This window comes from Photobacterium proteolyticum, from assembly GCF_001939735.1.
Classification (GTDB): Bacteria; Pseudomonadota; Gammaproteobacteria; order Enterobacterales; family Vibrionaceae; genus Photobacterium; species Photobacterium proteolyticum.
In genome coordinates this window covers 200,196-222,444 of sequence record NZ_MJIL01000092.1, presented here as the reverse complement: position 1 = coordinate 222,444, position 22,249 = coordinate 200,196, and the positions used below count along the sequence as shown (strand labels likewise).

The 22,249-nt window shown below is 46.1% G+C and carries 23 protein-coding genes; 1 reads left to right on the top strand and 22 read right to left on the bottom strand.

Going from position 1 to position 22,249, the window contains the following annotated elements; all coding sequences use genetic code 11:
* Nucleotides 1-511: 511 nt before the first annotated feature.
* From BIT28_RS29690 to BIT28_RS22930, 4 genes are all read right to left on the bottom strand, one after another.
* A complete protein-coding gene (locus BIT28_RS29690) occupies nt 512-814 on the bottom strand; it encodes a hypothetical protein (protein WP_089153711.1) in 303 nt (100 codons plus the stop codon).
* Nucleotides 815-899: 85 nt separating this feature from the next.
* Nucleotides 900-1,355 carry a hypothetical protein gene (locus BIT28_RS22945; protein WP_075767263.1) on the bottom strand — a complete coding sequence of 152 codons (456 nt, stop codon included), beginning with the start codon at nt 1,353-1,355 and terminating at the stop codon, nt 900-902.
* Between the two features lie 120 nt (nt 1,356-1,475).
* On the bottom strand, nt 1,476-1,904 hold the full coding sequence (locus BIT28_RS22940) for a hypothetical protein (protein WP_075767262.1): 429 nt from the start codon (nt 1,902-1,904) through the stop codon (nt 1,476-1,478).
* A gap of 1,363 nt (nt 1,905-3,267) precedes the next feature.
* A complete protein-coding gene (locus BIT28_RS22930; protein WP_075767260.1) occupies nt 3,268-3,993 on the bottom strand; it encodes a hypothetical protein in 726 nt (241 codons plus the stop codon).
* A gap of 360 nt (nt 3,994-4,353) precedes the next feature.
* Between BIT28_RS22930 and BIT28_RS22925 the strand changes: the two genes are divergently transcribed.
* Nucleotides 4,354-5,337, top strand: a complete 984-nt coding sequence (locus tag BIT28_RS22925; protein WP_075767259.1) for an integron integrase — start codon at nt 4,354-4,356, stop codon at nt 5,335-5,337.
* Between the two features lie 254 nt (nt 5,338-5,591).
* Here BIT28_RS22925 and BIT28_RS22920 read toward each other — a convergent pair whose 3' ends face one another.
* The 18 genes from BIT28_RS22920 to BIT28_RS22835 all read right to left on the bottom strand — a co-directional run bounded on the left by BIT28_RS22920 (nt 5,592) and on the right by BIT28_RS22835 (nt 22,130).
* The gene (locus tag BIT28_RS22920) at nt 5,592-5,858 is read right to left on the bottom strand and encodes a DUF3622 domain-containing protein (RefSeq protein ID WP_075767258.1); all 267 of its coding nucleotides are present in this window, start codon (nt 5,856-5,858) and stop codon (nt 5,592-5,594) included.
* 130 nt (nt 5,859-5,988) lie between these two features.
* The gene (locus tag BIT28_RS22915; protein ID WP_075767257.1) at nt 5,989-6,885 is read right to left on the bottom strand and encodes an ABC transporter substrate-binding protein; all 897 of its coding nucleotides are present in this window, start codon (nt 6,883-6,885) and stop codon (nt 5,989-5,991) included.
* A 7-nt stretch (nt 6,886-6,892) separates the two neighbouring features.
* Nucleotides 6,893-7,768: a metal ABC transporter permease gene (locus tag BIT28_RS22910; protein WP_075767283.1), complete on the bottom strand. Its 876-nt coding sequence runs from the start codon at nt 7,766-7,768 to the stop codon at nt 6,893-6,895.
* Nucleotides 7,768-8,520 (bottom strand): metal ABC transporter ATP-binding protein, encoded by a 753-nt coding sequence (locus tag BIT28_RS22905; RefSeq protein ID WP_217696660.1) that lies wholly within the window; start codon nt 8,518-8,520, stop codon nt 7,768-7,770. Before BIT28_RS22905 ends, BIT28_RS22910 begins: the two co-directional genes overlap by 1 nt.
* Entirely contained in the window at nt 8,520-9,446 is a 927-nt protein-coding gene (locus BIT28_RS22900; RefSeq protein WP_089153713.1) for a metal ABC transporter solute-binding protein, Zn/Mn family, read from the bottom strand. Before BIT28_RS22900 ends, BIT28_RS22905 begins: the two co-directional genes overlap by 1 nt.
* Before the next feature lie 103 nt (nt 9,447-9,549).
* Complete coding sequence (locus BIT28_RS22895) at nt 9,550-10,122, bottom strand: DUF6162 family protein (protein WP_075767255.1); 573 nt, start codon at nt 10,120-10,122, stop codon at nt 9,550-9,552.
* On the bottom strand, nt 10,119-10,448 hold the full coding sequence (locus tag BIT28_RS22890) for a hypothetical protein (RefSeq protein WP_075767254.1): 330 nt from the start codon (nt 10,446-10,448) through the stop codon (nt 10,119-10,121). Before BIT28_RS22890 ends, BIT28_RS22895 begins: the two co-directional genes overlap by 4 nt.
* Nucleotides 10,449-10,509: 61 nt before the next feature.
* Nucleotides 10,510-11,346: a DUF4198 domain-containing protein gene (locus BIT28_RS22885; RefSeq protein ID WP_075767253.1), complete on the bottom strand. Its 837-nt coding sequence runs from the start codon at nt 11,344-11,346 to the stop codon at nt 10,510-10,512.
* A 67-nt stretch (nt 11,347-11,413) separates the two neighbouring features.
* Nucleotides 11,414-11,938, bottom strand: coding sequence for a DUF2271 domain-containing protein (locus tag BIT28_RS22880; protein WP_075767252.1), 525 nt, complete (start codon nt 11,936-11,938; stop codon nt 11,414-11,416).
* 31 nt (nt 11,939-11,969) lie between these two features.
* Nucleotides 11,970-12,599, bottom strand: coding sequence for a PepSY-associated TM helix domain-containing protein (locus BIT28_RS22875; RefSeq protein ID WP_075767251.1), 630 nt, complete (start codon nt 12,597-12,599; stop codon nt 11,970-11,972).
* Between the two features lie 142 nt (nt 12,600-12,741).
* Nucleotides 12,742-14,451 (bottom strand): S8 family peptidase, encoded by a 1,710-nt coding sequence (locus tag BIT28_RS22870; protein ID WP_075767250.1) that lies wholly within the window; start codon nt 14,449-14,451, stop codon nt 12,742-12,744.
* A gap of 535 nt (nt 14,452-14,986) precedes the next feature.
* Complete coding sequence (gene fusA / locus BIT28_RS22865; protein WP_075767249.1) at nt 14,987-17,008, bottom strand: elongation factor G; 2,022 nt, start codon at nt 17,006-17,008, stop codon at nt 14,987-14,989.
* Between the two features lie 285 nt (nt 17,009-17,293).
* Complete coding sequence (locus BIT28_RS22860) at nt 17,294-18,457, bottom strand: tetratricopeptide repeat protein (protein WP_075767248.1); 1,164 nt, start codon at nt 18,455-18,457, stop codon at nt 17,294-17,296.
* Nucleotides 18,454-19,068, bottom strand: a complete 615-nt coding sequence (locus tag BIT28_RS22855; RefSeq protein ID WP_075767247.1) for an energy transducer TonB — start codon at nt 19,066-19,068, stop codon at nt 18,454-18,456. The genes BIT28_RS22860 and BIT28_RS22855 overlap by 4 nt, the downstream gene beginning before the upstream one ends.
* The gene (locus tag BIT28_RS22850; RefSeq protein ID WP_007466201.1) at nt 19,068-19,472 is read right to left on the bottom strand and encodes an ExbD/TolR family protein; all 405 of its coding nucleotides are present in this window, start codon (nt 19,470-19,472) and stop codon (nt 19,068-19,070) included. The genes BIT28_RS22855 and BIT28_RS22850 overlap by 1 nt, the downstream gene beginning before the upstream one ends.
* A complete protein-coding gene (locus tag BIT28_RS22845; RefSeq protein ID WP_075767246.1) occupies nt 19,472-20,032 on the bottom strand; it encodes a MotA/TolQ/ExbB proton channel family protein in 561 nt (186 codons plus the stop codon). Before BIT28_RS22845 ends, BIT28_RS22850 begins: the two co-directional genes overlap by 1 nt.
* Nucleotides 20,032-21,366, bottom strand: a complete 1,335-nt coding sequence (locus BIT28_RS22840) for a MotA/TolQ/ExbB proton channel family protein (RefSeq protein ID WP_075767245.1) — start codon at nt 21,364-21,366, stop codon at nt 20,032-20,034. The genes BIT28_RS22845 and BIT28_RS22840 overlap by 1 nt, the downstream gene beginning before the upstream one ends.
* Nucleotides 21,366-22,130, bottom strand: a complete 765-nt coding sequence (locus BIT28_RS22835) for a DUF3450 domain-containing protein (protein WP_075767244.1) — start codon at nt 22,128-22,130, stop codon at nt 21,366-21,368. The genes BIT28_RS22840 and BIT28_RS22835 overlap by 1 nt, the downstream gene beginning before the upstream one ends.
* Between the last annotated feature and the right edge of the window lie 119 nt (nt 22,131-22,249).

Genomic DNA, 22,249 nt, shown 5'->3' with positions numbered 1-22,249 from the left:
ACGACCCGAGTAGCAAGAAAACGATCGCCACGTTGCCTGTACGCCCCTACGCCATAACGCCTGGGATAAGGTGCGCCACGATTAACCCACCAAGCGCACAGAACTCCGAACCAAAACCGCCGAGTCAAACGCGTCACCTTGATACCTTTGTTATGGCGAGCTCCAAGTAACCTACTCAACTTCAATGCACGCTACCGCCGAACAGGATCATTTGCCTGCCATATGATTCAGGCATCATACATCACTGATCAAACAGGTAGTTGAGGGATCGCAGTTTTTGTGATTAATTTCAGGTGGCTATAACTGAAACCTAAGCCTTTTGATGGGAATTTGAGCAGGATTTATTCGGATGAAGAACGGACAGCTTTCTTCTATCAGTGTGAATCGATGCTTAAGGAAAAAAAGCAACGAGTACTAAACGTTAATCGAGCGTGCGGCGGACTGGAACCAACACTGCTCATTTTCATTGCAAACACCCAGCACCATAACAGAATTGGAAAACTACGGATTGCTAGCTACTAAGCTTCGACCCAGCGAAAATGAAGGGAATCGACAAAAATGCAAAAGCCAATTGGACAAATGAAAGAAGCCATCTCAGAACAACAATCGGACGTGTTGCGTACAGAGCCAAAAAATATTTACTTTCTTTGAAGACATCCAGCACCATAACAGCGCTGGAAAACTGCAATATACTAGCGACTAAGAACGACCCACCGGCCAGTAATTCGGCAGCCACGTTACCTGTACTCACTTGCGCCATAACGCCTGCAATAAGGTGTGCCCCAATGAACCAACAAAGCGCACTGAACTTCATACCAAAACCGCCGAGTGTAACGCATCACCTTGATTGCTTTGTTAGGGCTGTCGAATTCATATACTAAACTACTGGCTTTATTAAATTACTTGTTAGAGTCAATCTTGTTCTCTAACTGCTCTCTAAGCACCCCGAACAGAGGTAAGGTCGTTGTTGAAAAACCATCAAAATCACCATTTAAATCCAGTTTTTTGGGGTTTCTAACACGGTACCTAACCTTGTACTCATTAACGCCCTTTAAGTCTTCTCCGAACTCTTTAATTAAAGAAGACCATTCAGAATTCTTCACGCTCATGAGATTTTTAGTGTCATAAATTGAAACTAACAGGTATTCGTCAGGTTCATGGGGATGTGTTTGTAAATTAATAACGCGATTAATTCTCATAACCAATAAATCCTGCTTCTCCAACTCAGGGTGAAACTTAATCAAGTTCTCAATAGCGTGGCTTTGTAACTCTCCAATTTCGTAAAGTTTTTCATTGTCTGACTCACTGCACCCAAATAGACTATATATAAAAACGAATAATATTAATTTACGCATAAAATTTCCTTTGAGCCCTAACGCCTGGGATAAGGTGCGCCACGGTGAACTCGCCAAACCCACCGTACTCCGAACCAAAACCGCCGAGTCAAACGCGTCACCTTGATACCTTTGTTAGGTTCAATCAACCAGCTTCATATTAGCTAGTTTTCCTATATCTTCTTGCAAGTCTGCATCAAAAGAGAAGCTCTGAAAACGCCAAGTCGAGCCAACTTTATATAGTTGTAACTCAAAACGAAGTGGTTGCCGTTCATACCCCACCATGTAAATGAGATGCACAAAATGTGTACCTACTTTTTCTTCTGAAATCAGTTCGTGAAAAAGGTACTTACCTACTAAACCATCAAGACTAGATAATTGTGCTTTTATATTTATCACTTGATCAGAGTTCTTCGACACCCATGGGTTGGTATCGTATAGGGAGTTCATAGCTTCCTCATACTCTCCAGTTTTAATCTTTGAAAATAATTGCTTAGAAATTTGATCATAATCTGATGCAAACACCAAGGATGGTAAGAACAACATAATCACTATCATTAATTTTTTCATATATAAATTTTCCTTGAGAACATAACGCCTGGGATAAGGTGCGCCACGGTTAACTCGCCAAACCCACTGTACTCCGAACCAAAACCGCCGAGTCAAACGCGTCACCTTGATACCTTTGTTATGGCGAGATCAAAGTAACCGACTAAACTTCCATGCACGCTACCGCCGAACAGGATCATTTGCCTGCCATATGATTCAGGCATCATACATCACTGAGTAAACAGGAAGTTGAGGGATCGCAGTTTTTGTGATTAATTTCAGTTAGCTATAACTAAAACCTAAGCCTTTTGATGGGGATTTGAGCAGGATTTATTCGGAGAAGAACGGACTACTCTCTTCTATCAGTGTGAATCGGTGATTAAGGAAGAAAGGTAGTGAGTACTAAACGACAATCGAGCGTGCTGCGGACTGGAACCAACGATGCCTATTTTCATTGCAAACATCCAGCGCCATAACAGGATTGGAAAACTACTGCTTGCTAGCTGCTAAGCCTCGACCCAATGTAAGTGAAAGAAGGGCAAAAACAAGTGCAGATACTATTGGTTTGGTAGAAACAGCCACCTCAAAACGACAATCGGGCGTATTGCGTACAGAGCCTACAATGTCTATTTTCATTGAGGACATCCAGAACCATAACAGGGCTGGAAAACTTCGGTTATCTAGCGACTAAGAACGACCCGGCGAGCAATAAAACGATCACCACGTTCCTTGTACTCACCAACGCCATAACGCCTGCAATAAGGTGCCCCGCACTGAACCTACAAAGCGCACCGAACTTCAAACCAAAACCGCCGAGTGTAACGGGTCACCTTGATTGCCTTGTTATGTGTTAATTTCGCCTTGGAGCTTCAAGTCGAATATCCGTTATGTAACTATCCTGAAATGGCTGTACGATAACCCAGCAACCTTGCTTATTATCACAAGGAAAGCTCCAGTACCTTATTGGCTTTGAGTACTCTACGAACTCACCAACATATCTAAGCGAACTTAGACTTATCTTTCCTTGGCATTGCATTTGTTTAGAGAACAAATTTTCTCCATTGCACTGCTCATTTAGATATTCAACTAGCCAATCTTCAAGATTTGCTGGCAAATTACTTAAGTCATATGACGAATTTTTTATATCATCGATTATAGGTTGATTTGCTTTCTCAATGTCAAAAGGCTCAGAGCAACCATTTATTCCAATTGAGAAAAAACAGCATATTAACAGTGGTACTCTAATATTAATGAGCATACTTTCTCCTACACATAACGCCGGGCATAAGGTGCGCCACGATGAACTTACCAAGCCCGCTAAACTCCAAACCAAAACTGCCGAGTGTAACAAGTCACCTTGATGCCTTTGTTAGGCTTGTAGATTTTACGGGAAACGAACATTAGTACTTATTTCGTCCACTTTTGCATCTTGAGTGACTTTTGCAGCGGTTTCCATACCAGAAATGATATTGCATGCTGCATGATAATTGATAGCATCTGATATAGCCGCATTAACGGAGTATTCATTCAAGCTAAGTGACTTATTTGAGCTAATGTGTGCCAGTATACTTTCTCTTTTTTTTGAAATTCCCGCACTTACAACATTTAGTGTTAAATTGTTGAAATATGCTTCATTATAACTACTAAGGATACCTGTAGAAACTGTACTTCCGGCGGCAAATGCTTGAGATGTTGGACTATGAGTTATAACAGATGCAGCACCTGATAATAGCAATGACAAACTAGTCCAAGCTGTTTGGCTTTGTGATTTTGACGATGTAATTGTTCTTATATACGCCGCACAACGTTGATTTGAAGCAGAAATTATTCTCTCCTGTAAGTCATTCCTTAGGTACGTATAATCAACACCTAGCCGATTTTTATAGGCTGAAGCAACAGAAGTCGGATTATCTAGTCCATACTCTTTAAGAAGTTCATCTAAATCAATTGATTCGAAGTTTTTTGAATTAGAACCATCGTCATTAGTAGCATGTATAATTGAACCTGCACCACTTAGCAGGTTATCATCATCAGGTGTAGTTAAGCCTCGAATAGAAGAGCAACCTGATACAGTAACTAATACAAATACTAAAAGTGCTATAGATTTCATTTTCATCCCTTTTATCTCGCTGTTATATCCCTACTTATACGAGCCTAACATTATATTCTACGAAACCTGTTCGCTAATTCCATTCACATATTCTTTTCGTAATCTCTGACACCTCTTCACGAACACAACTCCTAATAAAACAACCACTCATATTTCAAATTCACAAAACTAACCTCGGATATACCGACTTGAGTTCGTATATCCTGCCTGTGAGGTAACCTCACATGCAACTGATGTATAAGTGTTTTTCACCTCAATGTGATTGGTAATCAAAATCACCGAATTTGTTTCTGAAGATATTGAACAGAGGAAATATGTTGTCTAGCCTAAACCAAAACAACTGTATGGATAACCAGTCAGATGAAAGACATTCCTCAGCCTTTATCAGCAATTAATAGTAACTTTATCACAGAGCTAACATCATTCATTCGGGTACGTGGACTGTCATATTCGACAGAGAAAACATACGTACATTGGATTAAGCGGTATATTAACTTTTGTGGTTACCAATCTCGGCAAGACATCTCTTCTACTGATATCAGCCGCTTTCTTGAGTATTTAGTAATTGAAAAAAATGTCTCCCCCAATACGCAGAAAACAGCCCTCAATGCGGTTGTTTTTCTTTGCCGAGAATTGCTGAAGCAAAATACTGACTCATTGAAATACAAAAGGTCGAAGAAGGGTCCCAAAATCCCTGAAGTATTCACCCACCACGAAGCAATCACCGTAATTAATGAGCTAGCCGAACCAGCCAAATTAGTCGCGCAACTTATGTACGGTAGCGGACTACGGATCAATGAAACACTCAGACTACGTGCTGCCGATATCGATCTGGAAACGCATTCTATAACAGTTCGAAATGGGAAAGGAAACAGAGACAGAAAAACGTTACTTCCTAGTATGCTTGTCAGATCAATTAAACAGCAATTGGACTTAGTCAAAGTTCTGCATGACAGAGATTTGGATAAGGGGTTCGGCGAAGTCTACATGCCCTACGCACTAGCTCTTAAATTTCCGACACAAGCTAGAGGTTATGGTTGGCAGTATCTTTTTCCTGCTTCTAAATTAACTGTTGATCCGCGCTCTGGAAAGATGATGCGTCATCACATTACAGACCGTACGGTTCAAAAACATGTCATGAGAGCAATTCATAAGGCTAAGATTATCAAAAAAGCAGGTTGCCACACGTTTAGGCACTCTTTTGCTACCCGGTTACTTGAAAAAGGGACAGATCTTAGAAATATTCAGGAATTACTCGGACATTCGGATATCAAAACAACCCAAATCTATACTCATGTTGCTGGGATACACAAGAGTGGAGTTAGGAGTCCTCTAGACAATTAATACTCAAAAAGTAGATACGCTACCGCCGAAGATACTTAAATCCCTAACGATTGTCTAGTTTTAAAGGCAGATCGTATCATGATTTAAGTGTACTGAAAGTGGTTCGTGCACCTTATGCGAACTAAAACAATGAATTAGCACCAAAAACACCCAAATTGTCTCAACATACTCGTTTTATCTGTGTATATGATAATAAAAAAGCCTTATGTTTATACATAAGGCTCTTAAACGATGAACAATTAGCTTAATTGAAATTAGTAATCTAAATCTTCAACTTCTTCTGATTCTTTTTCTTCATTCGCTTTGCGCAGAAGTGCTTTACGCTTGTTACGTTCAATTTGATTCTGAACGAATTCCGCTAATGTCTTCTCTGCCCATTCGGTCGCTTCTGCTTCGGTTGCGAAGCCCGTTTCACGTTTAGAGATAGTTGTACGACGTGCAGTGATCTGTCGAATAATCTCAACCGCCCAGCCATTTCTTTTCTCAACTACGCGGTAATCAAATTTTTTGCCGTTTGCCATTTCATTTTCCTAGGAATAACTCAAGGTGGAAGTACTTGGTATTGAATCTACAGATTCAACACTCTGGAAAGCACTTCCCCTTTGTAAGAGCGGTATTAGAACACAATTAGTGCCAATAAAGAATGATGAATTACAAATCTAGCTGCCAACGTGCCAATGGGGCTTCTTTATTGATCCCTTCTCGCCCCCATCTGTCCACACTATCAACAACCAGTACACGACTTGGGTTCGGTACCAATGACTTCAACAGCTTGCTAACCTTCTTTGATGTCAGCAACCATAAGGATTCATCGTTTGTCAGTAACTCAACAAGTGCTTGTTTATCCGTATCGCTCCATTCCAGCTCAGGTTGAGTAAATCGCTCGACAACGAATAGCTGGTTACCAGAGGCGAAATCTTCAAGCTCTTTGGAGAGCAATATCACTGAATCAATTTCCGCTTCAAATAAGTCATTCTGCTGTCGGTTTATCATCTTTCGGACATCCAACATCAACCGTTGCTGGTTAGCTTCGATAACCTTTGCCTGCTCAGGCCATACTCGTTGTAAATCATGGCTTACAATCGCAGCCATACGGCTCAGATTGGCAGGGTTGAGCCATGTAAAAATCGACGTTGTACCATCATCCAACCGCAAAGCTGCAACGCCTTGTGCTCGTGGGGAAATTGCCTGCGATGCATCCACCTCTATAATCGCTATGTTCCCCTGACGAGCATGAACATACAGAGGGTCCTGAGGCCAAGTTGCTCCCATCGTCACGGCTACCCTAGCCTCCTGTGCTGCCTTGGCTGCTTGCTCTGCACCTTTTCCGTTAAACCAGTTCGGCAGTCGCTGGATGCCGTATCGCTTGGGGGGTAAATAGCTGGTTGTGATAGCCGTCCCTTCTGTCAGCTCTGAAGCTAGCATGTATGTAACAGGTGTCGCCGTTAGAATATCTTCTGCCTGCACCGAGGCTGAAACCAGTCCAGCAGCAACGAAAGAAGCGGCACAAGTCAGCTTGGCTAGTGTTTTATTGAATTGAGTTGTCATTACTTGATCATCCCTTTCGTACAATACGGTAGAAGGTGGCAGTTAAGAAGAACACAGCAGACACGATAATAATGGCGGCACCCGATGGTACTGGCAGTTTAAGCTCCATAGGTAGAATGGTGCCAACCAGGCAGCTAACCGTGGCAAGAAACGCCGACATCAATACAAAATTCCCCATGTTTTTGGTAAGCAGGCGCGCCGTTGCTCCAGGAATTAGCAGTAGCGCACCTACTAAAACCGCACCAATGATTTTCACTGAGGCGATCGTCACCAGGGTGATCATCATGACAAACAAATAATCATAAAAGTTAGTGGCATAGCCTCTTACTCGGGCAATATCCGGGCTGATGCACGTTAACAGAATACGATTAAATGTCGGGATCAGCACCAGCGCTATTAACAGGCAGCTGAGTGCCAACACCAATATATCTTGATCTGTTACGGTCAAAATCGAGCCGAACAGAACGTTTTCCAGCATATGAATGTTGATTTTACGCGCAACGTACATCAACAGCGCAGCACCCACGGCCAGTGCCAAAGCTAGGAAAACCCCCACAAGAGTATCGTAAGGCACATTGGTGCGATTACGGACAAAGTGAAGTAACAGCGCGAAAATCATGCAGAAGCTGAACAAACCGATGATCGGGTTCTCTGCCGGTTCACCCAGCAATACTCCCAAGGCGATACCGGTTAATGCCGCATGTCCGACAGCTTCGGAGAAAAATGCCAACCGCTTGGCTATCACCAGAGTTCCGAGTCCACCAAGAAGTGGTCCTAACAGCAACGCTGCAACAACAGCGTTCACCATGAAGGCGTAGGAGAAGCTTTCACTCAACCAGCCTGCATCTACTCCCGACTGCGCCCAGCTTCGAATAAAGTCCATCATGCTACATTCTCCAAAGCGCGGGAATCTGCTTGCGATGCACTTGTGTAATGGTTAAACAGGCGCTCTATTTTTTCGGGTACCAGAACCTCGGAAACCGATCCGCTATCAACAAGCTGTCGGTTAACAACATGAACGTGAGCATCCAGCCGCCTTACCGCCGTGACGTCATGGTGAACAGCCAGAACGGTTTTCTGCTCCGAGACTAGTTCCGTAATCAAAGACTCAAGGTAACGAACCCCTTGTTCATCCATTCCGGTGGTCGGTTCATCAAGCACCAACAGTTCAGGATTATCAAGCAGTGCCTGGGCAAACAATACGCGCTGCTGTTCGCCCCCCGATAGCTGTCCCATACGACGATCAGCACGCGCCGCCATCCCTACTCGCTCCAACTGCGCCAACGCATGGCCCAGCTGTTTAGAGCGGTTACGCCAGTTCGGCCAGAACAGAGGAGTCCGGCTCTGATTTAGCAAGATAAAGTCCATAACGGTTAAAGGCAGGCTGGATTCAAACACCGCTTTCTGCGGAACATAGCCGAGTTTCCCCTTGGCTTCAGGCCACTGAATATGGATCTCACCCGAAAACGGTGTTAAACCAAGAATTGAGCGTAATAGCGATGTTTTGCCGCCACCGTTTGGCCCCATCACAACGTGGCACTGTGCAGCTGCAAAAGAATGGTTGATATCATGTAATATGGTGTTGTCGCCGTATTTCAGGCCGACATTATTCAAATAAATACTCGGACCCACGATCAGCTACCTTTCTTAACGGCTGCAAACTTCATCGATTCAACCAAGGTGTCGAGGTTGGCCTTCATCTCAATTTCAACCTTATCGGCTTTATACGGGCCATGCGTCATATGTGAGAAGCGGTAAAGCTGAACACCCGTTGCTTTTTCGATGGTATCAACATAGCGGTTTGGCATATTCAGCTCATAGAAAAGCACATCAATCTCTGACTGACGGATCTTTTCGATTGTTTCCTGAAGTTGGCTGGCACTCGGTTCGACACCATGAGCAGGCTCGATAACCGCGGCAACATCAATGCCAAATTCCTGTAGCAGATAGCCATAGGCATTATGCGTAGTCGCAACCACCATGCCGCTGGTATCCAAGTCACCCAGCGTGGTCATGGCTTCATGTTTGTACTTCCGGAACTTGGTCGCGTAACGACGGGCATTGCTGCGATAATAGCGAGCATTCTCCGGATCTATCTTCGCCATCTCGTTGGCGATGGTGTACACCTTCTGGATAGTCGTCGACAAGCCAACAAAAGTATGGGGATTCACCGCACCATCCCCTACCGACTGGCCGATAGCAGGTAGTAATGGCACATCTTTGTTCGCTTCTATTACCAGCAAATCATCACGGTTTGCCGCCTGAATAACCTTCAAGGCAAAGTCATCATGGCCAATGCCATTGACCACAATCACGTCCATTTGTTTCAGGCGACGAAGATCGTTCGGCTGGGGCTGATAGTTATGCGGATTAAAACCGGCATCAACCAGCGGCAGCACATCAACCTTATCGCCAACAACCGCCTTTACGTAGCTATAGTAAGGCTGGAGAGTAATACCTATGGTGAGTTTTTCTGCTGCCTGAGCCCAGGTTGCTCCTACCAACAGCAATACGGCTGACACTGCTTTTAGTATGAGCTTACTATTTTGTTTTTTAATCATATTTACTATCTGGTTTTGCATATGACTTTTTATATTGCTTGTTACTAGCTGTTTCATAGCGGATACCACTCGCAATTGCCGCAGGATTGGCAAAGTGAGCCTGTTAATGAGGATGATTTTCTTCTTGGGCAGTAAAGACAACCTGTTTCCAGCCGGCATCTATAAGCGCAGCGGGATCTGTCAGGCCTTCAATGGAAACAGAGCGTGCTGTTTCGCCAAAATCCAACCAAACATCAGGCAATGCCTGCAAAGAATAAAGAACAACAGAAGCCGAGCCTTGCTGTTGCTGACGAATACCCAGGTAGGCACCGGAGTCGTTATTCAGCCACCGATGCTGGCCTTTGTGCTGCCAGCTCTTGTCCTTTACAAATGGTGCCAGCCACTGATCTTCTAACTCGCTGATGGATGGCCAGCTATCAACACCATCAAGTTCAAGGCTATCCTGGCGAATATTACGTATTTCTTCGTGAGCCAGGCGCAAATCGGCTATCATCGCCAACTCCTGAGGCTCAAGCTCTTGAATTGATATTTGATGAGAGGCCAGCGCTAGTTGCTCAGTTGATGTCTGATGGTATGGAAGCAAGATTGTTGCTATCAGAAGTATGACTGCAATCGACAATGCAACCCACTTCCCTTCACGGCCGCCATCATCGGCACTGACTGATTCGCAGATCATTTTTCTGAAATCTCGACAACATCGACCTCAACTGGATTTTCATGCCCTGCATCAAAAACCAGATAGAAGTCAGTGCCAGGCAGCTCAAACTCAGCAATTGACCGCTTGTCTGTTGATACCTTGGCAATCAGGTTGTCATCGTAGTCGAACATATCGACGTTATAATCAACCGCTGCGCTACCGTCGCTGTATCCTGCTTGGCAAACTACCTTGTCAGTTTCAAGCCAACAGCTCATGAGAGGAAAATGCGCGTGTGCCGACACGGAAAAGAGACCAGATAGAGAGAGAGCAAGCAAACTAGCACGCTTTTTCGTAATTAATTTCATTATTAATCTCAACAGCTTAAATAAGAAAGAAATGAATAGCCTGCATTCACAGGCTATTAAATTACTGAAGAACCGCTTCAAATGTCAGGTGCACATTGACGCTCGAAATATCGGCCAGCGGGTTATCAGTCAGCTCACCTTTGTAGTTCGCTTTCATCAACCAGCGACCTGCCGTGTCAGGAGTAAACGTCACCATCCCCTGCTTGTCACTGACGACATCAATTTGCTCCTGATGGTTGCGGTACAGCGTCCCTTCACGAGTGATCTCGGCAGTTACACCCTGCTGTGGCTCACCGTTATAGAAGAACTGAAACGCCACTTCTTCGCCCTCAACGATATCTGATGGGTGCGTCACCGGCACAAGTTCCAGATATTTTCCCTCCAGCTCAAATGCTTTGGTCGTCGGCTTGCCGACAGTGACATAGGTTTCTGCGCGGGTATAACTAACTTGAGTGATGACATCACGGGCTTTCTCCGGCAGAACCTGGGCACGCTCGGCCTTATGAGCCTTCATCCACTTAACCGTGTCGCGCCGACCTGCTTTATATTTCGTGTAGTAAGATGGAACGTTATTAACGCGTACTTTGTGCGTACCTTCTTCTTCAAAATAGAAGTCAAAAATCGAGCGTCGTTTGCCCTTGGTGACATAAGAAGGGTACTGAATACGGCCATCCGGCATAATGATTTGGCCGGTTTCACTACCTGCCGGTTTGTCGAACACAAAGGTCCCGTGTGACGCTGTCACATCAAAGGTTAACCAATCACCGCCCTCTTTTGATACGGTAAAGTGAGACGGCACTATCCAACGCGGGTGGGCATTGGCTGTTGCCGTAACAGCCATGCCGGCAACAACAGCACACGCTACAGAGAGCGCTTTAATTTTTTTACTCTTGATCATTTTTGATGCTCTTAACTAACGAGAAACTAAACAAATGGAAAATCGAACTCATTTATCGGGCAGATAACTAATCGTTGACGCTGTAATGTAGAGTGATAGTGCCTGTCTCTTCGGTCGGCGCTAGCTGATGAGTAAAACCTGATTCACCGAGCTGTATTTTCTGACGAATATAATTTCGACCTCCGTGCTCACGAACTACTTCGGTATAGAAGGTATATGTCCCCTGCTCTACCCGGTTACCGGCATCATCCAAACCATCCCAAACGAATCGGTACTCACCTGCTGGCCGAGTTGCCGAAGTCACAGCATCGACTAACTCACGGTCATAACGGCCGACCTTTCGCCACCAACTGCGAAGATCTTTAAGCCACTCATCTTTACCAATCCAAAGCTGAACTGTTCGGACAGGTTTTCGCTGTTGATCTTCAATCCACACCGCCACATATGGCCGGGCATACATCGAAGTATTTATTACTGGTAATTCAAATTGAATATCCATCGAAGCACTATCAGGAATAGGTTTCGCGTGGGCAGAGAAAGCCAGCGGCAGCGCAACAGAAAGCGCTATAAGCGGCTTGGAAATAAAGGTCATGGGAAATCCTTTTAATACTTAGCTGCTGGCCTTAAGGAACAGCCAAAAAGAAAACCAACAAAGAAACCAATGTGCCCAGTGCCGTCCATTTGAGCGATGTTGCCAAGGTCTTTTTCTTTGGCAACAACAGGCAAACCCCCGTCAACACAAAGAGCACCATCAACAAAGCAGTAATATCAATAAACCACTTCCATACTTCGCCACTGTTACGCCCTTTATGGAGGTCATTAAGAACAGCAACAACACCATAATGTGATTTTTCGATCACCGCTTCTTTGGTTATTAAATCGACAAAAACGGTGGCATTAAAGCCCGGTCCTTTGTAATCAAGTGAAATTTCACCCTCTAGCAGCTCACCCTCCTCACCATCGGTAAAGACCTCCATCGCAGAAGGTGTACCCGACATATCAGCATGCTGTTGCAAGTAGGTAAGTAACCTCCGCTCGCTCGGCACAAAAGGGACTTTCCCTGACTGCAATAACGAATCAGGTAGCAACAAGGTAAGTTCTTCGACTGCAGGTTGGCTCTTCACAAATAGCTCGGGCCGATTTAGCGTAATACCCGTTACCGAGAAGAACAGCACGATAAGCAACAGAGCCATCGAAATATAGATATGGAGGCGACGCGCCCAAAGCTGAACCGCTTTATTTTTTAGCAGCATGATAGAAAACAACTAACAGTCACAAAATGTTATGCGGCTTAATTTAATTGATAATTGTTTTCATTGGCATTCAATTTACATTGTTTACGTAAGCGGGTAAGGATCCCCCTACCCGCTATAAGCCATTAAAACCAGAGTGAAATTACTGCTGTTTTTCCTGCAAGTGTTGCAGCAGATGGTAGGCATCAACAACACCGCCGGTAGCCGATAGCTCTGAGAACGGCACCATCACTTCCGGTGTGGCCGGATTCTTAACCATGTGACCCTCGTAAGTTCTTACCGTTTCTAGAATGGCTTTCTTCAACTGACGACCTTTCAGATCCGGGAAGTAAGTCAGCGCAAGCGCTGCAACGCCTGATACAACCGGTGAGGCCATGCTGGTTCCGCTAAAGGCCTGATAATTGTTACCTGGTGTGGTAGACATGATCTTATAGCCAGGGGCAAATACATCGACACTGTCTTTACCAAAATTGGTAAAGCTCGTCGCCAGTCTCTGATCTTTGTAATTTCCCGACGCACCGATATCTAGCCAGGTACTTATTCGGTGTCCCGGGTAGTAGAGAGGGAAACGGTTCGGATAGCTCGGTTTGATATCGTTATCGGTGTGGCTGTTCCCTGCAGAGTGAACCAACAATACACCGCGGCGTGACGCGTAGCGGAAAGCCTCATCTACAACATCTTTATACGGTGAATATGCCTTACCAAAGCTCATATTGATAATTTTCGCGCCATTATCGACCGCATAACGCACCGCATTGGCAACATCCTTATCACGTTCATCACCATTGGCCACAACCCGCAAAGCCATGATCTTCACGTTGTTTGCCACTCCGCGTACACCCAACTGGTTATAGCGATCAGCGGCTATGATCCCAGCTACATGCGTACCGTGTGACGCATCAGGGCCAATGACATCATTATTACCGTATCGGAACTGCCAAGGATTATAGGGCTGATCTTTGACTATCTCTGCACGAGGGTCATAATCCAGGTTGTAGTGATAATCAACCGCTGAACTGTAGCGCTCCAACATGGAATCCATATAATCGAAGGAGCGCCATGTAGACAGTGTCTGTACCAGGAAGCCTGCAGCTTTCGTTACATCAGGATCATCACTACTAATTTGCTCAATGGCCGCCAATGAGAAATCAGTCTGTCCATGTTTGTTCTGCAACACGACTTTACTTGCCTGAGCTTCGTCATACATCGCCTTGAAAGCCTGATACTTACTGTTTGCCGCTTCAGACTCAGCCAGGTATTCCTTCTCGACACCTGCATAATAGGCTTTCTCGTCAGGCGTTAACCAAACACCATAATCTTTATAGGCTTGGTAACGTTTGTATTCTCGGGTCACTGCAAGCGTATCGTAGGCAACATGAGAGCCATCTCGCCCGCCTATGAAGTTCCACCCATAAACATCATCAACATAACCGTTGAAGTCATCGTCAAAACCATTGTTCGGGATCTCACGTGGGTTTTCCCAAATTTTTCCCTGAAGATCCTCATGATGAACATCAACCCCTGAGTCAATCACGGCGACCACAACCGGAGTGTCACTCGGCGTTAGAGAAATCGTGTCGTAAACACGGTCAACACTCGAACCTTCAATACCATTCATTTCCGGATCTAAGTTAAACCAGTCACCATCAAGTTGGCCTGCAGCATCACTGAGGCTTCTCTTCGAACGAGTGCGTTGCTCTTTTATTACTGGCTCAATGATTGTCCCTTTGACCGTGGTTAATTCTTCAAATGGAACAGGTGGGACACTGTCATTCGCTGCTAGAACAGGTAAAGAAATTGCCGCCATTACAGCCGCAGAAATAGCCGAACGATAAAACTGTCTTGCTTTCATTATATTTTCCTTCATATAACATTTGCGTAGTTAAGTTGTTGTTCTTATTTGCAATTTAAAGCGAGACAGACATTAACATTGTTAATACCAATGCATGACAGATACGTATCACACTTAGTTATAACCAATTTACTCGTGTTACGGCTTTGGAGGAGGGAAATAGGAAAGGCAATCTATTGAGGAAAACAATCAATTATAGGAAGCAATCAGAAAAAGAATAAGTCATCATCAACTCATTTATTCCACTTGCGCACTACATCACGATTTTATCGGCAGAAAGACCCAATTTGTACCTGAATCGATATATAACTGTTTGATTATTTACATACGCAAAAAAAGTAATAATACGATCAATTAATGGAACCATGCTCACAACAAGAATTAATCTATATTATTGATAAATAACAAATTAATTCACGACATGCATGATTATCAATATATGGAAAATATGTTATGCGAGAGAAAAATGTCCGGCAACCTTAAAGGCTGCCGGACTTATTATCTTAAATCGGGCTTACTAACGAGATAAGGATATTCAGCTCGCTAAACTCTCACCACAAACCCGCTTTTGAACATTCATCGGTGCCGGTTCATAATGGCTCAGTGTCATACTAAAACTACCTTCACCTCCTGTAATGGCCCGAAGCCGCTGAGAGTAATCCTGTAGTTCATTAAGCGGTGCCTTGGCGTCCAGCGTTGTCTGATTATTCGGGGCAGCATTTGTACCGATAATCACTCCCCGGTTACCCGCAAGATCCCCGGTAACGTCACCAACCGCCAGAGTCGGCACAACCAAAGACAACTCGACAATCGGCTCCAGCACGATAGGGCTGGCTTTGTTGACAGCATCCAGGAAGGCTTTCTTTCCCGCAATCACAAAGGCGATTTCCTTCGAATCCACCGAGTGATATTTACCGTCGTAGACGGTCACCTCAATATCCCGAATTGGGTTACCGGATATAGCCCCTTCGTCAACGGCCTGCCGAATACCCTTTTCGACCGCAGGGATCAGGGCTGTCGGAATAGCGCCACCAACAACTTTATTAACGAACACAAAGCCTGATTCTGGCTCTAACGGACGAACCTTGAGCTGAACCTCACCAAACTGCCCGGCACCACCACTCTGCTTTTTATGGCGGTAATGCCCTTCCGCAGGCTGTGTGATCGTTTCGTAGTATTCGATACTTGGTTGGGCAGCTGAGACTGGCAATTTATACAAAGATTCCATCTTCTCGAGAGCAATTTTCAGGTGGAACTCACCCTGCCCACTGAGTAAGGTTTCATTGGTGCGAGTGCGATGCTCGAGCCGAAGCGTCGGGTCTTCCGCCACTATTTTGTTCAGCACTTCAGAGAGCTTTTGTTCATCCCCCCGTTTTGTCGGCCTAATCGCCTGGCTATACATAGGTTCAGGGAAACTCAAGGTCCGCATCCTGATGTTGTCTTCATCATGAGAGTCATGAATAACAGAGTCAAAATAGAGGTCATCAACTTTTGCCAACACACAGAAATCCCCCGCTTTCGCACTGGAAATTTCAATCCGTTTTTTACCCTGTAGCTGATAGAGGTGGCCAACCTTGAATGCCTTATTGCTCTCGCCAACATACAGCTGGCTGCCTGCGTTTATCTCCCCCTGGAAAACACGAATATAGGCAAGTTTGCCTAGGTACGGGTCGACACTCACCTTGTAGACATGGGCCACACTGTGATCCAGCTGATCACAGTCAACTTTGACTTGTTTGCCTTTTTTCTCCAGCAGAGGTGGATTACCTTCATCCGGCATCGGCATGATTTCGGCCAACGTTCTCAACAACAGCTCGACACCCGCCCCGGTCTCGGCAGAAACAAAACAGACAGGAATAACATGCCCGGTACGCAAAGCTTCCTCAAATGGGTCATGCAGCTGTTGTGGTGATAGTTCTGAGCCTTGCTCGAGATATAACTCCATCAAGGCTTCGTCAACTTCAATCACCTGATCGATAAGCCGCTCATGCACATCCGTTACGCTATCAAACAATACAGGCTCATCGTATTTAGGCGCATAGTAGCAGTCGATTACCTTCTTCCCATCTGCCGACGGTAAGTTAATCGGTAGACAATTACTGCCGAAATGGGCAGCAACTTCAGATATGAGCTCACCTATCAAATGTGAGTTCAAGTCGAGCTTGTTGATGATGATCATCTGGCATTTTTGCTGCTCTTGCGCAAAAGCAAATAGCCGCTCCGACACCTGATTTAAAGTCGTGTTTGCATCAAGTACCAAGGCAGTCGCCTCAACGGCAGGAAACACACTCAAACTTCGGCCTAGCAGTTCTGGTAGCCCCGGCGTGTCGAGGATGTTCATTCGGTGTTTTTGCCAGGTAAGTGCCACAGGCGTGGCTTCGATGCTGTGCTGATACTGAATAGATTGGGGATCAAAATCGGTTATCGTGTCTCCGTCTTTGACTGTCCCCAAGTGCGTGGAAGACCGAGACTCATACAATAGACGCTCGATTAACGTCGTTTTCCCAACCCCGCTTTGACCAATAAATCCTACGTTACGTATTTCATTTACAGACATAGATGCCCCCTAGAAAAAGAAAGACGAGAGATTTCACACGTTACATTGCGTTAGTTGGCGGTTTAACCGCCTCATCGTCTTCCAAGTCATTTTCCGTATGGGGATATCCATAATCGAACCATTCAGTGACCAGTTACTTATAGCTTAACCCGACTCATGGTAATTGCTGTGAGTTATGTTGTTTTCTCGAATATAAAAAAGACCTCTTTCGAAAAAGAGGTCTTTGCAGAATCAAACACTAAGGAAGCCATCGACAATTGCCATAAGCGAAAGATAAAAGAGTTTCTAACTGTCCATTTTACGCATTTGGCTTAGATACTTAATCCAGCTTTTCGACGCTGAGGTCGATTTAATGTTATTAGCAAGCTTGGCATGAATAATTGCTTTGTCATAATTCTCAAGCTTATAGTAGGCACGTACCTTTGCCAGCTCGACATCGTCCTTGCGCCCTTTTAGGGTCACCTTATCCAGTTCGGCAATTGCCTTGCGATAATGCCCCTCCTGAAGCAACAGCTGGGCCAGCGGCCAGCGGTGTTTATTGTCTAGCTCCGCCGCCAGCGCCCATATTGAAATGGCTTTATCCCATTCCTTGGCCATCTGCCAATACATTGCCTGAGATGATACCAGCTCAACATCAGTTTCTGCCCCTTTCAACTGGGCATAGATGACAGCCGCTCTTTCCGGGATCCCTTGCTGAGCATATAGCTGCGCCAGAGTTTTCAAATCCTGCTGGCTCAGATCAACGCCCTGACGTTTTGCCAGAGCCAAGGTATCCAACGCATCCTTCGAGCGACTAAGCCGGAGCTGGATACCCGCCGTTTGTTGCCACCATACCGCTTTGTTGGGTTCAAGCAGGATCAAACGTTGCAAGGTTGGCAGAGACTCACGCCACTTCTGAAGCTGAAGCTGAGCGCCCAACTTGATTGACAAAGGCTGGACTTCATCAGCGCGACTGAGCTTCTCATAGGTTGTTATTGCCGACAGAACCTTTTTCCACTCACTGATCTGATAATGGGCCTGAACAATCCGCAACCATAGCTCATCGGCTTTCTGGTTCTCGGGAATTGCCTTGGACAACTGGTAATAATGGGGCAAAGCACGTTTGAACTGTTCGTCAGACAACAAAATATCAGCCAGCATGCGCTGGGTAACCCATGCCTGCTCGTCTTTCAACAAACCACTCTCAACCGCTTTGGAGAGGTTGGCAATGGCTTTTTTAACATCGCCTTTCTGCCAGTAGAAAACACCCAGCATACGCTGTACGAAAGCGGCATCATAAGCTTTGGAGGGTGACATCTCCGCCAGCAGCGCAATGGCCTCATCCAACTTCTCTTCTTGCTGCAGAGTTTGGGCTCGTTGCACTTTCCCTGCCGTGTACCTTGATAGTTCTGCCTGAGCAGCCCCCGCGACCAATACCAGAGCAAGTGCAATTACGAATTTCTTGATCATTTTTGTATCTTAAACTCCAGTCTGACAGTTTGATCCAACTGAGCAATCGCTTTACCATCCACAATCTTAGGCTGGTACTTCCACTTCCGCAGCGCACGAATCGCCTCTTTTTCAAACAAACGTCGAGGCTGAGCATCCTGCACCTTCAGGTCAGTAGGTCGCCCCTGAGGGTCAATAGTAAATGAAATAACCACATAACCTTCAGCGCCACGCTTCATTGCTCGAGCCGGATAACGAGGTTCTACCCGATAGAGCGGCATTGCCTGTTGGTTGGAGCCAAAATCCGAAAACGTCGGAACATTAATCGCCAAGCCTGAAACAGCGGTATCCAGAGCCAAACTAGGCATCGTCGGTGCCACCGTCGTTGCCGTGGTTTGCGAGGCTGTCGGTACAGCTTCAGGAGGCGGCTCTGGCGTATCCGGTTTTTCAGGAGCAACTCGCTGGCGGCGCTGAGCTTCACGCTCCTGCTCTACCATCACCATGTCAAAGGCGATGAGTTGCTTCTCTTCAGGTGCTCGTCGATGGCCGTTATCAACCATCCAGGCCATAAAGGTAAACAAGCCGAGAGCCATTGCCAACGCGACAGGCAAAGCAATGAGTAATCTCAACATCAGCGTTTCTCCGCTGCCAGCGCAATCTTCTTCACCCCTGCCCCTTTGGCGGCATCCATCACCTTAACAACGGTGCCGTTGTAGGCATGCTCGTCAGCCTGAATAACCAAAGACGCTTCTGGCTGCTCCAGTAACAGGTGTTCAAGGGTAGCCTGAACACGCTCGACATCGACCACCCGCTTATCAATATAGATATCATTGGCAGAAGTGATCGCGATAAAGATCCCGGCATCTTTCTGGCTAACGACATTGCTGGCCTGGGGACGGTTGACCTCGACACCGGACTCACGAACAAACGAGCTGGTCACAATGAAGAAGATCAACATGATAAAAACAATATCCAGCATCGATGTCAGATCAACCTGGGCTTCTTCCCGAGCAGAAGACGGACGACTCAGTCTCATCACTGACTCCTTAATAATTTTTCTAACTTGAGTTCACGAAGGTGGCAGGCCTTCGACAGACGTGCGTGTACAAACATACCGGCCAATGCCGCGACCATTCCGGCCATCGTCGGCAAGGTCGCCAATGATATGCCCGACGCCATCAGGCGTGGCTGACTGCTACCCTGCGTAGCCATTACATCAAACACTGAAATCATACCGGTTACCGTGCCAAGCAAACCCAGCATCGGACAGATAGCTACCAGCACCTTGATGAGATTCAAATTCTGATTCAGGGCAATACGCGCTTCACTCAACCAACCATCACGCAATGCATGGGCATACCAGGACGTCTGATCCTGTCTGGCATTCCACTGCGATAACCAATGGTTCTTTTGCTTTGGGTAGGTGATGAGCAGGTATAGCACCCGCTCGACCACCAGCAACCAACTCACGACAACCACAGCAGCCAGCCACCAAAGAAGCTGGCCGCCCTGGCTCATGAAGTGCTGCAGTGAATACCACCAGCCCTCGAAGCCCGCAGCCTGTAACAGTGGTACTTCAAAAAGACTCGATCCCATTAGGCTGCGTTTCCTGCTTTTTCTGCTTGCTGGGCAACAAGACTGATGCCCTGCTTCTCAAGAATATTGCGGATAGTCTCAGCCTGAGTGCTCAGCATATTGTGAGCCAGCAATAGTGGCATAGCCGCAATCAGACCCAGTACAGTCGTTACCAGCGCCATCGAAATACCGCCCGCCATCACTGTCGGATCGCCGTTACCAAACTGGGTGATCACCTGGAAGGTTTCAATCATGCCCGTTACGGTTCCCAGCAGACCAAGCATCGGTGCCAGAGCCGCCAGCAACTTAAGCATCGACAACCCTTTTTCAAGCCCCTGCTGCTCATCAACAATGGTTTCCAGTAGGCGCAGCTCAAGAGCTTCCACCGAGCGATTCTGCTCTTTATCATACACTCCCAGTACTCGGCCCAACGGGTTGTTGCCCGGCTTGGTCGGGTTCTTCAACTGAGATTTGATTTGTTGTCTGATAACGAACAGTTTAACCCCACGGAACAGTGCAATAATGGCACCGACGGCAAGCAGACCAAGTATGATCTTGCCCACAACACCACCATGCTCAAGACGATCTTTCAGCTCAGGCGAGTTAGCCAGTTGCTCTAGCATGATGCCGCGAGACGGGTCGACAACCGCTGTTTGCAACCCAGATTGCACCAGACCGTTAAGGCTCGCATAGGCCGGCCCACCTTCTGGTTGTTTCAGGTATGGCTTGGCAACTTGTCGTTTGCCGTCCCACGCCAGGTAACCTTGCTCACCAATCAAACCAATACTACCCAATCGGTAAGCTTGCGTATCAGACTGGTAGCCTTCGCCGTTAATATAAGGAACCGATACGTCACGCAGCTCTGAGCTTGCCGTGATCTGATCGCTCATTCCCAGCCACAGGCCATTAAGCTGAGACATTGAAGGCAAAGCTTTGGCATCAACAATTTGTTCTACTACAGAATGGTAGGCTTTGCGATCGGCGCTGGTAACCGAGAATGACATCTCGGCATCAAGATCTTTGGCAGCTTGACGTACAACCCCAAAAAGTTCACCCAGGCTACCCGTTTCAAGTCGAAGCTGCTCTTCCAGCTGTGCCAGTTTGGTCTCATTGTTGCTGAAGGTCTCGCTAAGCTGCTCTGTTTCTTTTTGCAACTGGCTACGCTGTACTTTCAAGGCTGCCAGCTTCGCTTTGACCTGCTTTTCGGTTAACTTAAATCCCGCTTCGCGTTCGGCATTGTGGGCCGCTTGAACTTTCTGTGCCTGTTGTGTTTTTTCAACCAGCGAGTCAGTGGCAGAAGCGGCAAACGGGAGGGTAAATAAACACAGTGCAGTTGCTAACGCTTTGATTTTCATTAGTTCGTCTCCACGTTAACAGATACAGGCAAGGTGATCAGACTCGGAGCGGCCTGCTTCGAAGCGATGGCATACGCCTTATCGATATCGGTAGAGAACTGCGAATCAAGTGTCTGCCAGTCGTTCTGGCTGTCATTCCACGCCCAGTAGCGTTTACCGTCCAGGCTACGAGCCACCAGCGAAATACGCCCCAGATACAGCAGATCAGCTTCTATCTTTTCCTGTTCGGAAAGCGCTACCTGCCCTTGGAAAATTCCCATCTTAGTGCCGTAATCCATTTCAATCTGGTAAGACTCCAGAATACGACGATACTTCTCTGCATCACTGATATCAGCCTGCGCCATCATCTGCTCTAGCTTGGCAATACGAGCCAGACGCTGGTCACGACGAATTGGCTTGTCATTGGCAACAATGTCTTTCAACCCTTCGATCATGTTGTACATCAAAGGCACAACGCCTTGTCGCGTCTCCTTGATGCCCTTGATCTGCTCATTAAGGCTTTCTGCTTCAGCATTTTGACTGTCTACCAAGCGCGCAAGGTGATCGCGGTACACCGTCAGGTTTTTTACTTCTTCCTGAAGCTGTTCAATCTCAGCCATGGTCGACAGAGTTGTTTCGGCGCTCTTGTCAATTTTCTTCTGGCTCTTTGATGATGCCGCGTTGATCTTATTTTCAATCGCTCGGGCATTATCGAGGTTATCGGCGTTTACGCCCGCGCAAAGGCCGATCATCATCAACGCGAGGCTAGTTTTTTTTACGTTCATCTGGCAGTTAATTTCTTAAGAGAATGCACAAAAAATATAAAATTCACTCCGTGAATTTCACATATGTTAAAAACAAATGCGCCCGACAATGCCGGGGAACGAGATTCAATGTTAATTGA

What these genes read in the sequence shown, in the direction of transcription:
- BIT28_RS22850 (WP_007466201.1), bottom strand. Translation starts at nt 19,472, where the DNA reads ATGAGACTGAGTCGTCCGTCTTCTGCTCGGGAAGAAGCCCAGGTTGAT.
- fusA (WP_075767249.1), bottom strand. Translation starts at nt 17,008, where the DNA reads ATGTCTGTAAATGAAATACGTAACGTAGGATTTATTGGTCAAAGCGGG.
- BIT28_RS22945 (WP_075767263.1), bottom strand. Translation starts at nt 1,355, where the DNA reads ATGCGTAAATTAATATTATTCGTTTTTATATATAGTCTATTTGGGTGC.
- BIT28_RS22870 (WP_075767250.1), bottom strand. Translation starts at nt 14,451, where the DNA reads ATGAAAGCAAGACAGTTTTATCGTTCGGCTATTTCTGCGGCTGTAATG.
- BIT28_RS22880 (WP_075767252.1), bottom strand. Translation starts at nt 11,938, where the DNA reads ATGACCTTTATTTCCAAGCCGCTTATAGCGCTTTCTGTTGCGCTGCCG.
- BIT28_RS22920 (WP_075767258.1), bottom strand. Translation starts at nt 5,858, where the DNA reads ATGGCAAACGGCAAAAAATTTGATTACCGCGTAGTTGAGAAAAGAAAT.
- BIT28_RS22835 (WP_075767244.1), bottom strand. Translation starts at nt 22,130, where the DNA reads ATGAACGTAAAAAAAACTAGCCTCGCGTTGATGATGATCGGCCTTTGC.
- BIT28_RS22915 (WP_075767257.1), bottom strand. Translation starts at nt 6,885, where the DNA reads ATGACAACTCAATTCAATAAAACACTAGCCAAGCTGACTTGTGCCGCT.
- BIT28_RS22940 (WP_075767262.1), bottom strand. Translation starts at nt 1,904, where the DNA reads ATGAAAAAATTAATGATAGTGATTATGTTGTTCTTACCATCCTTGGTG.
- BIT28_RS22840 (WP_075767245.1), bottom strand. Translation starts at nt 21,366, where the DNA reads ATGAAAATCAAAGCGTTAGCAACTGCACTGTGTTTATTTACCCTCCCG.
- BIT28_RS22855 (WP_075767247.1), bottom strand. Translation starts at nt 19,068, where the DNA reads ATGTTGAGATTACTCATTGCTTTGCCTGTCGCGTTGGCAATGGCTCTC.
- BIT28_RS22860 (WP_075767248.1), bottom strand. Translation starts at nt 18,457, where the DNA reads ATGATCAAGAAATTCGTAATTGCACTTGCTCTGGTATTGGTCGCGGGG.
- BIT28_RS22890 (WP_075767254.1), bottom strand. Translation starts at nt 10,448, where the DNA reads ATGAAATTAATTACGAAAAAGCGTGCTAGTTTGCTTGCTCTCTCTCTA.
- BIT28_RS22900 (WP_089153713.1), bottom strand. Translation starts at nt 9,446, where the DNA reads ATGATTAAAAAACAAAATAGTAAGCTCATACTAAAAGCAGTGTCAGCC.
- BIT28_RS22885 (WP_075767253.1), bottom strand. Translation starts at nt 11,346, where the DNA reads ATGATCAAGAGTAAAAAAATTAAAGCGCTCTCTGTAGCGTGTGCTGTT.
- BIT28_RS22875 (WP_075767251.1), bottom strand. Translation starts at nt 12,599, where the DNA reads ATGCTGCTAAAAAATAAAGCGGTTCAGCTTTGGGCGCGTCGCCTCCAT.
- BIT28_RS22895 (WP_075767255.1), bottom strand. Translation starts at nt 10,122, where the DNA reads ATGATCTGCGAATCAGTCAGTGCCGATGATGGCGGCCGTGAAGGGAAG.
- BIT28_RS29690 (WP_089153711.1), bottom strand. Translation starts at nt 814, where the DNA reads ATGAAGTTCAGTGCGCTTTGTTGGTTCATTGGGGCACACCTTATTGCA.
- BIT28_RS22845 (WP_075767246.1), bottom strand. Translation starts at nt 20,032, where the DNA reads ATGGGATCGAGTCTTTTTGAAGTACCACTGTTACAGGCTGCGGGCTTC.
- BIT28_RS22925 (WP_075767259.1), top strand. Translation starts at nt 4,354, where the DNA reads ATGAAAGACATTCCTCAGCCTTTATCAGCAATTAATAGTAACTTTATC.
- BIT28_RS22910 (WP_075767283.1), bottom strand. Translation starts at nt 7,768, where the DNA reads ATGGACTTTATTCGAAGCTGGGCGCAGTCGGGAGTAGATGCAGGCTGG.
- BIT28_RS22930 (WP_075767260.1), bottom strand. Translation starts at nt 3,993, where the DNA reads ATGAAATCTATAGCACTTTTAGTATTTGTATTAGTTACTGTATCAGGT.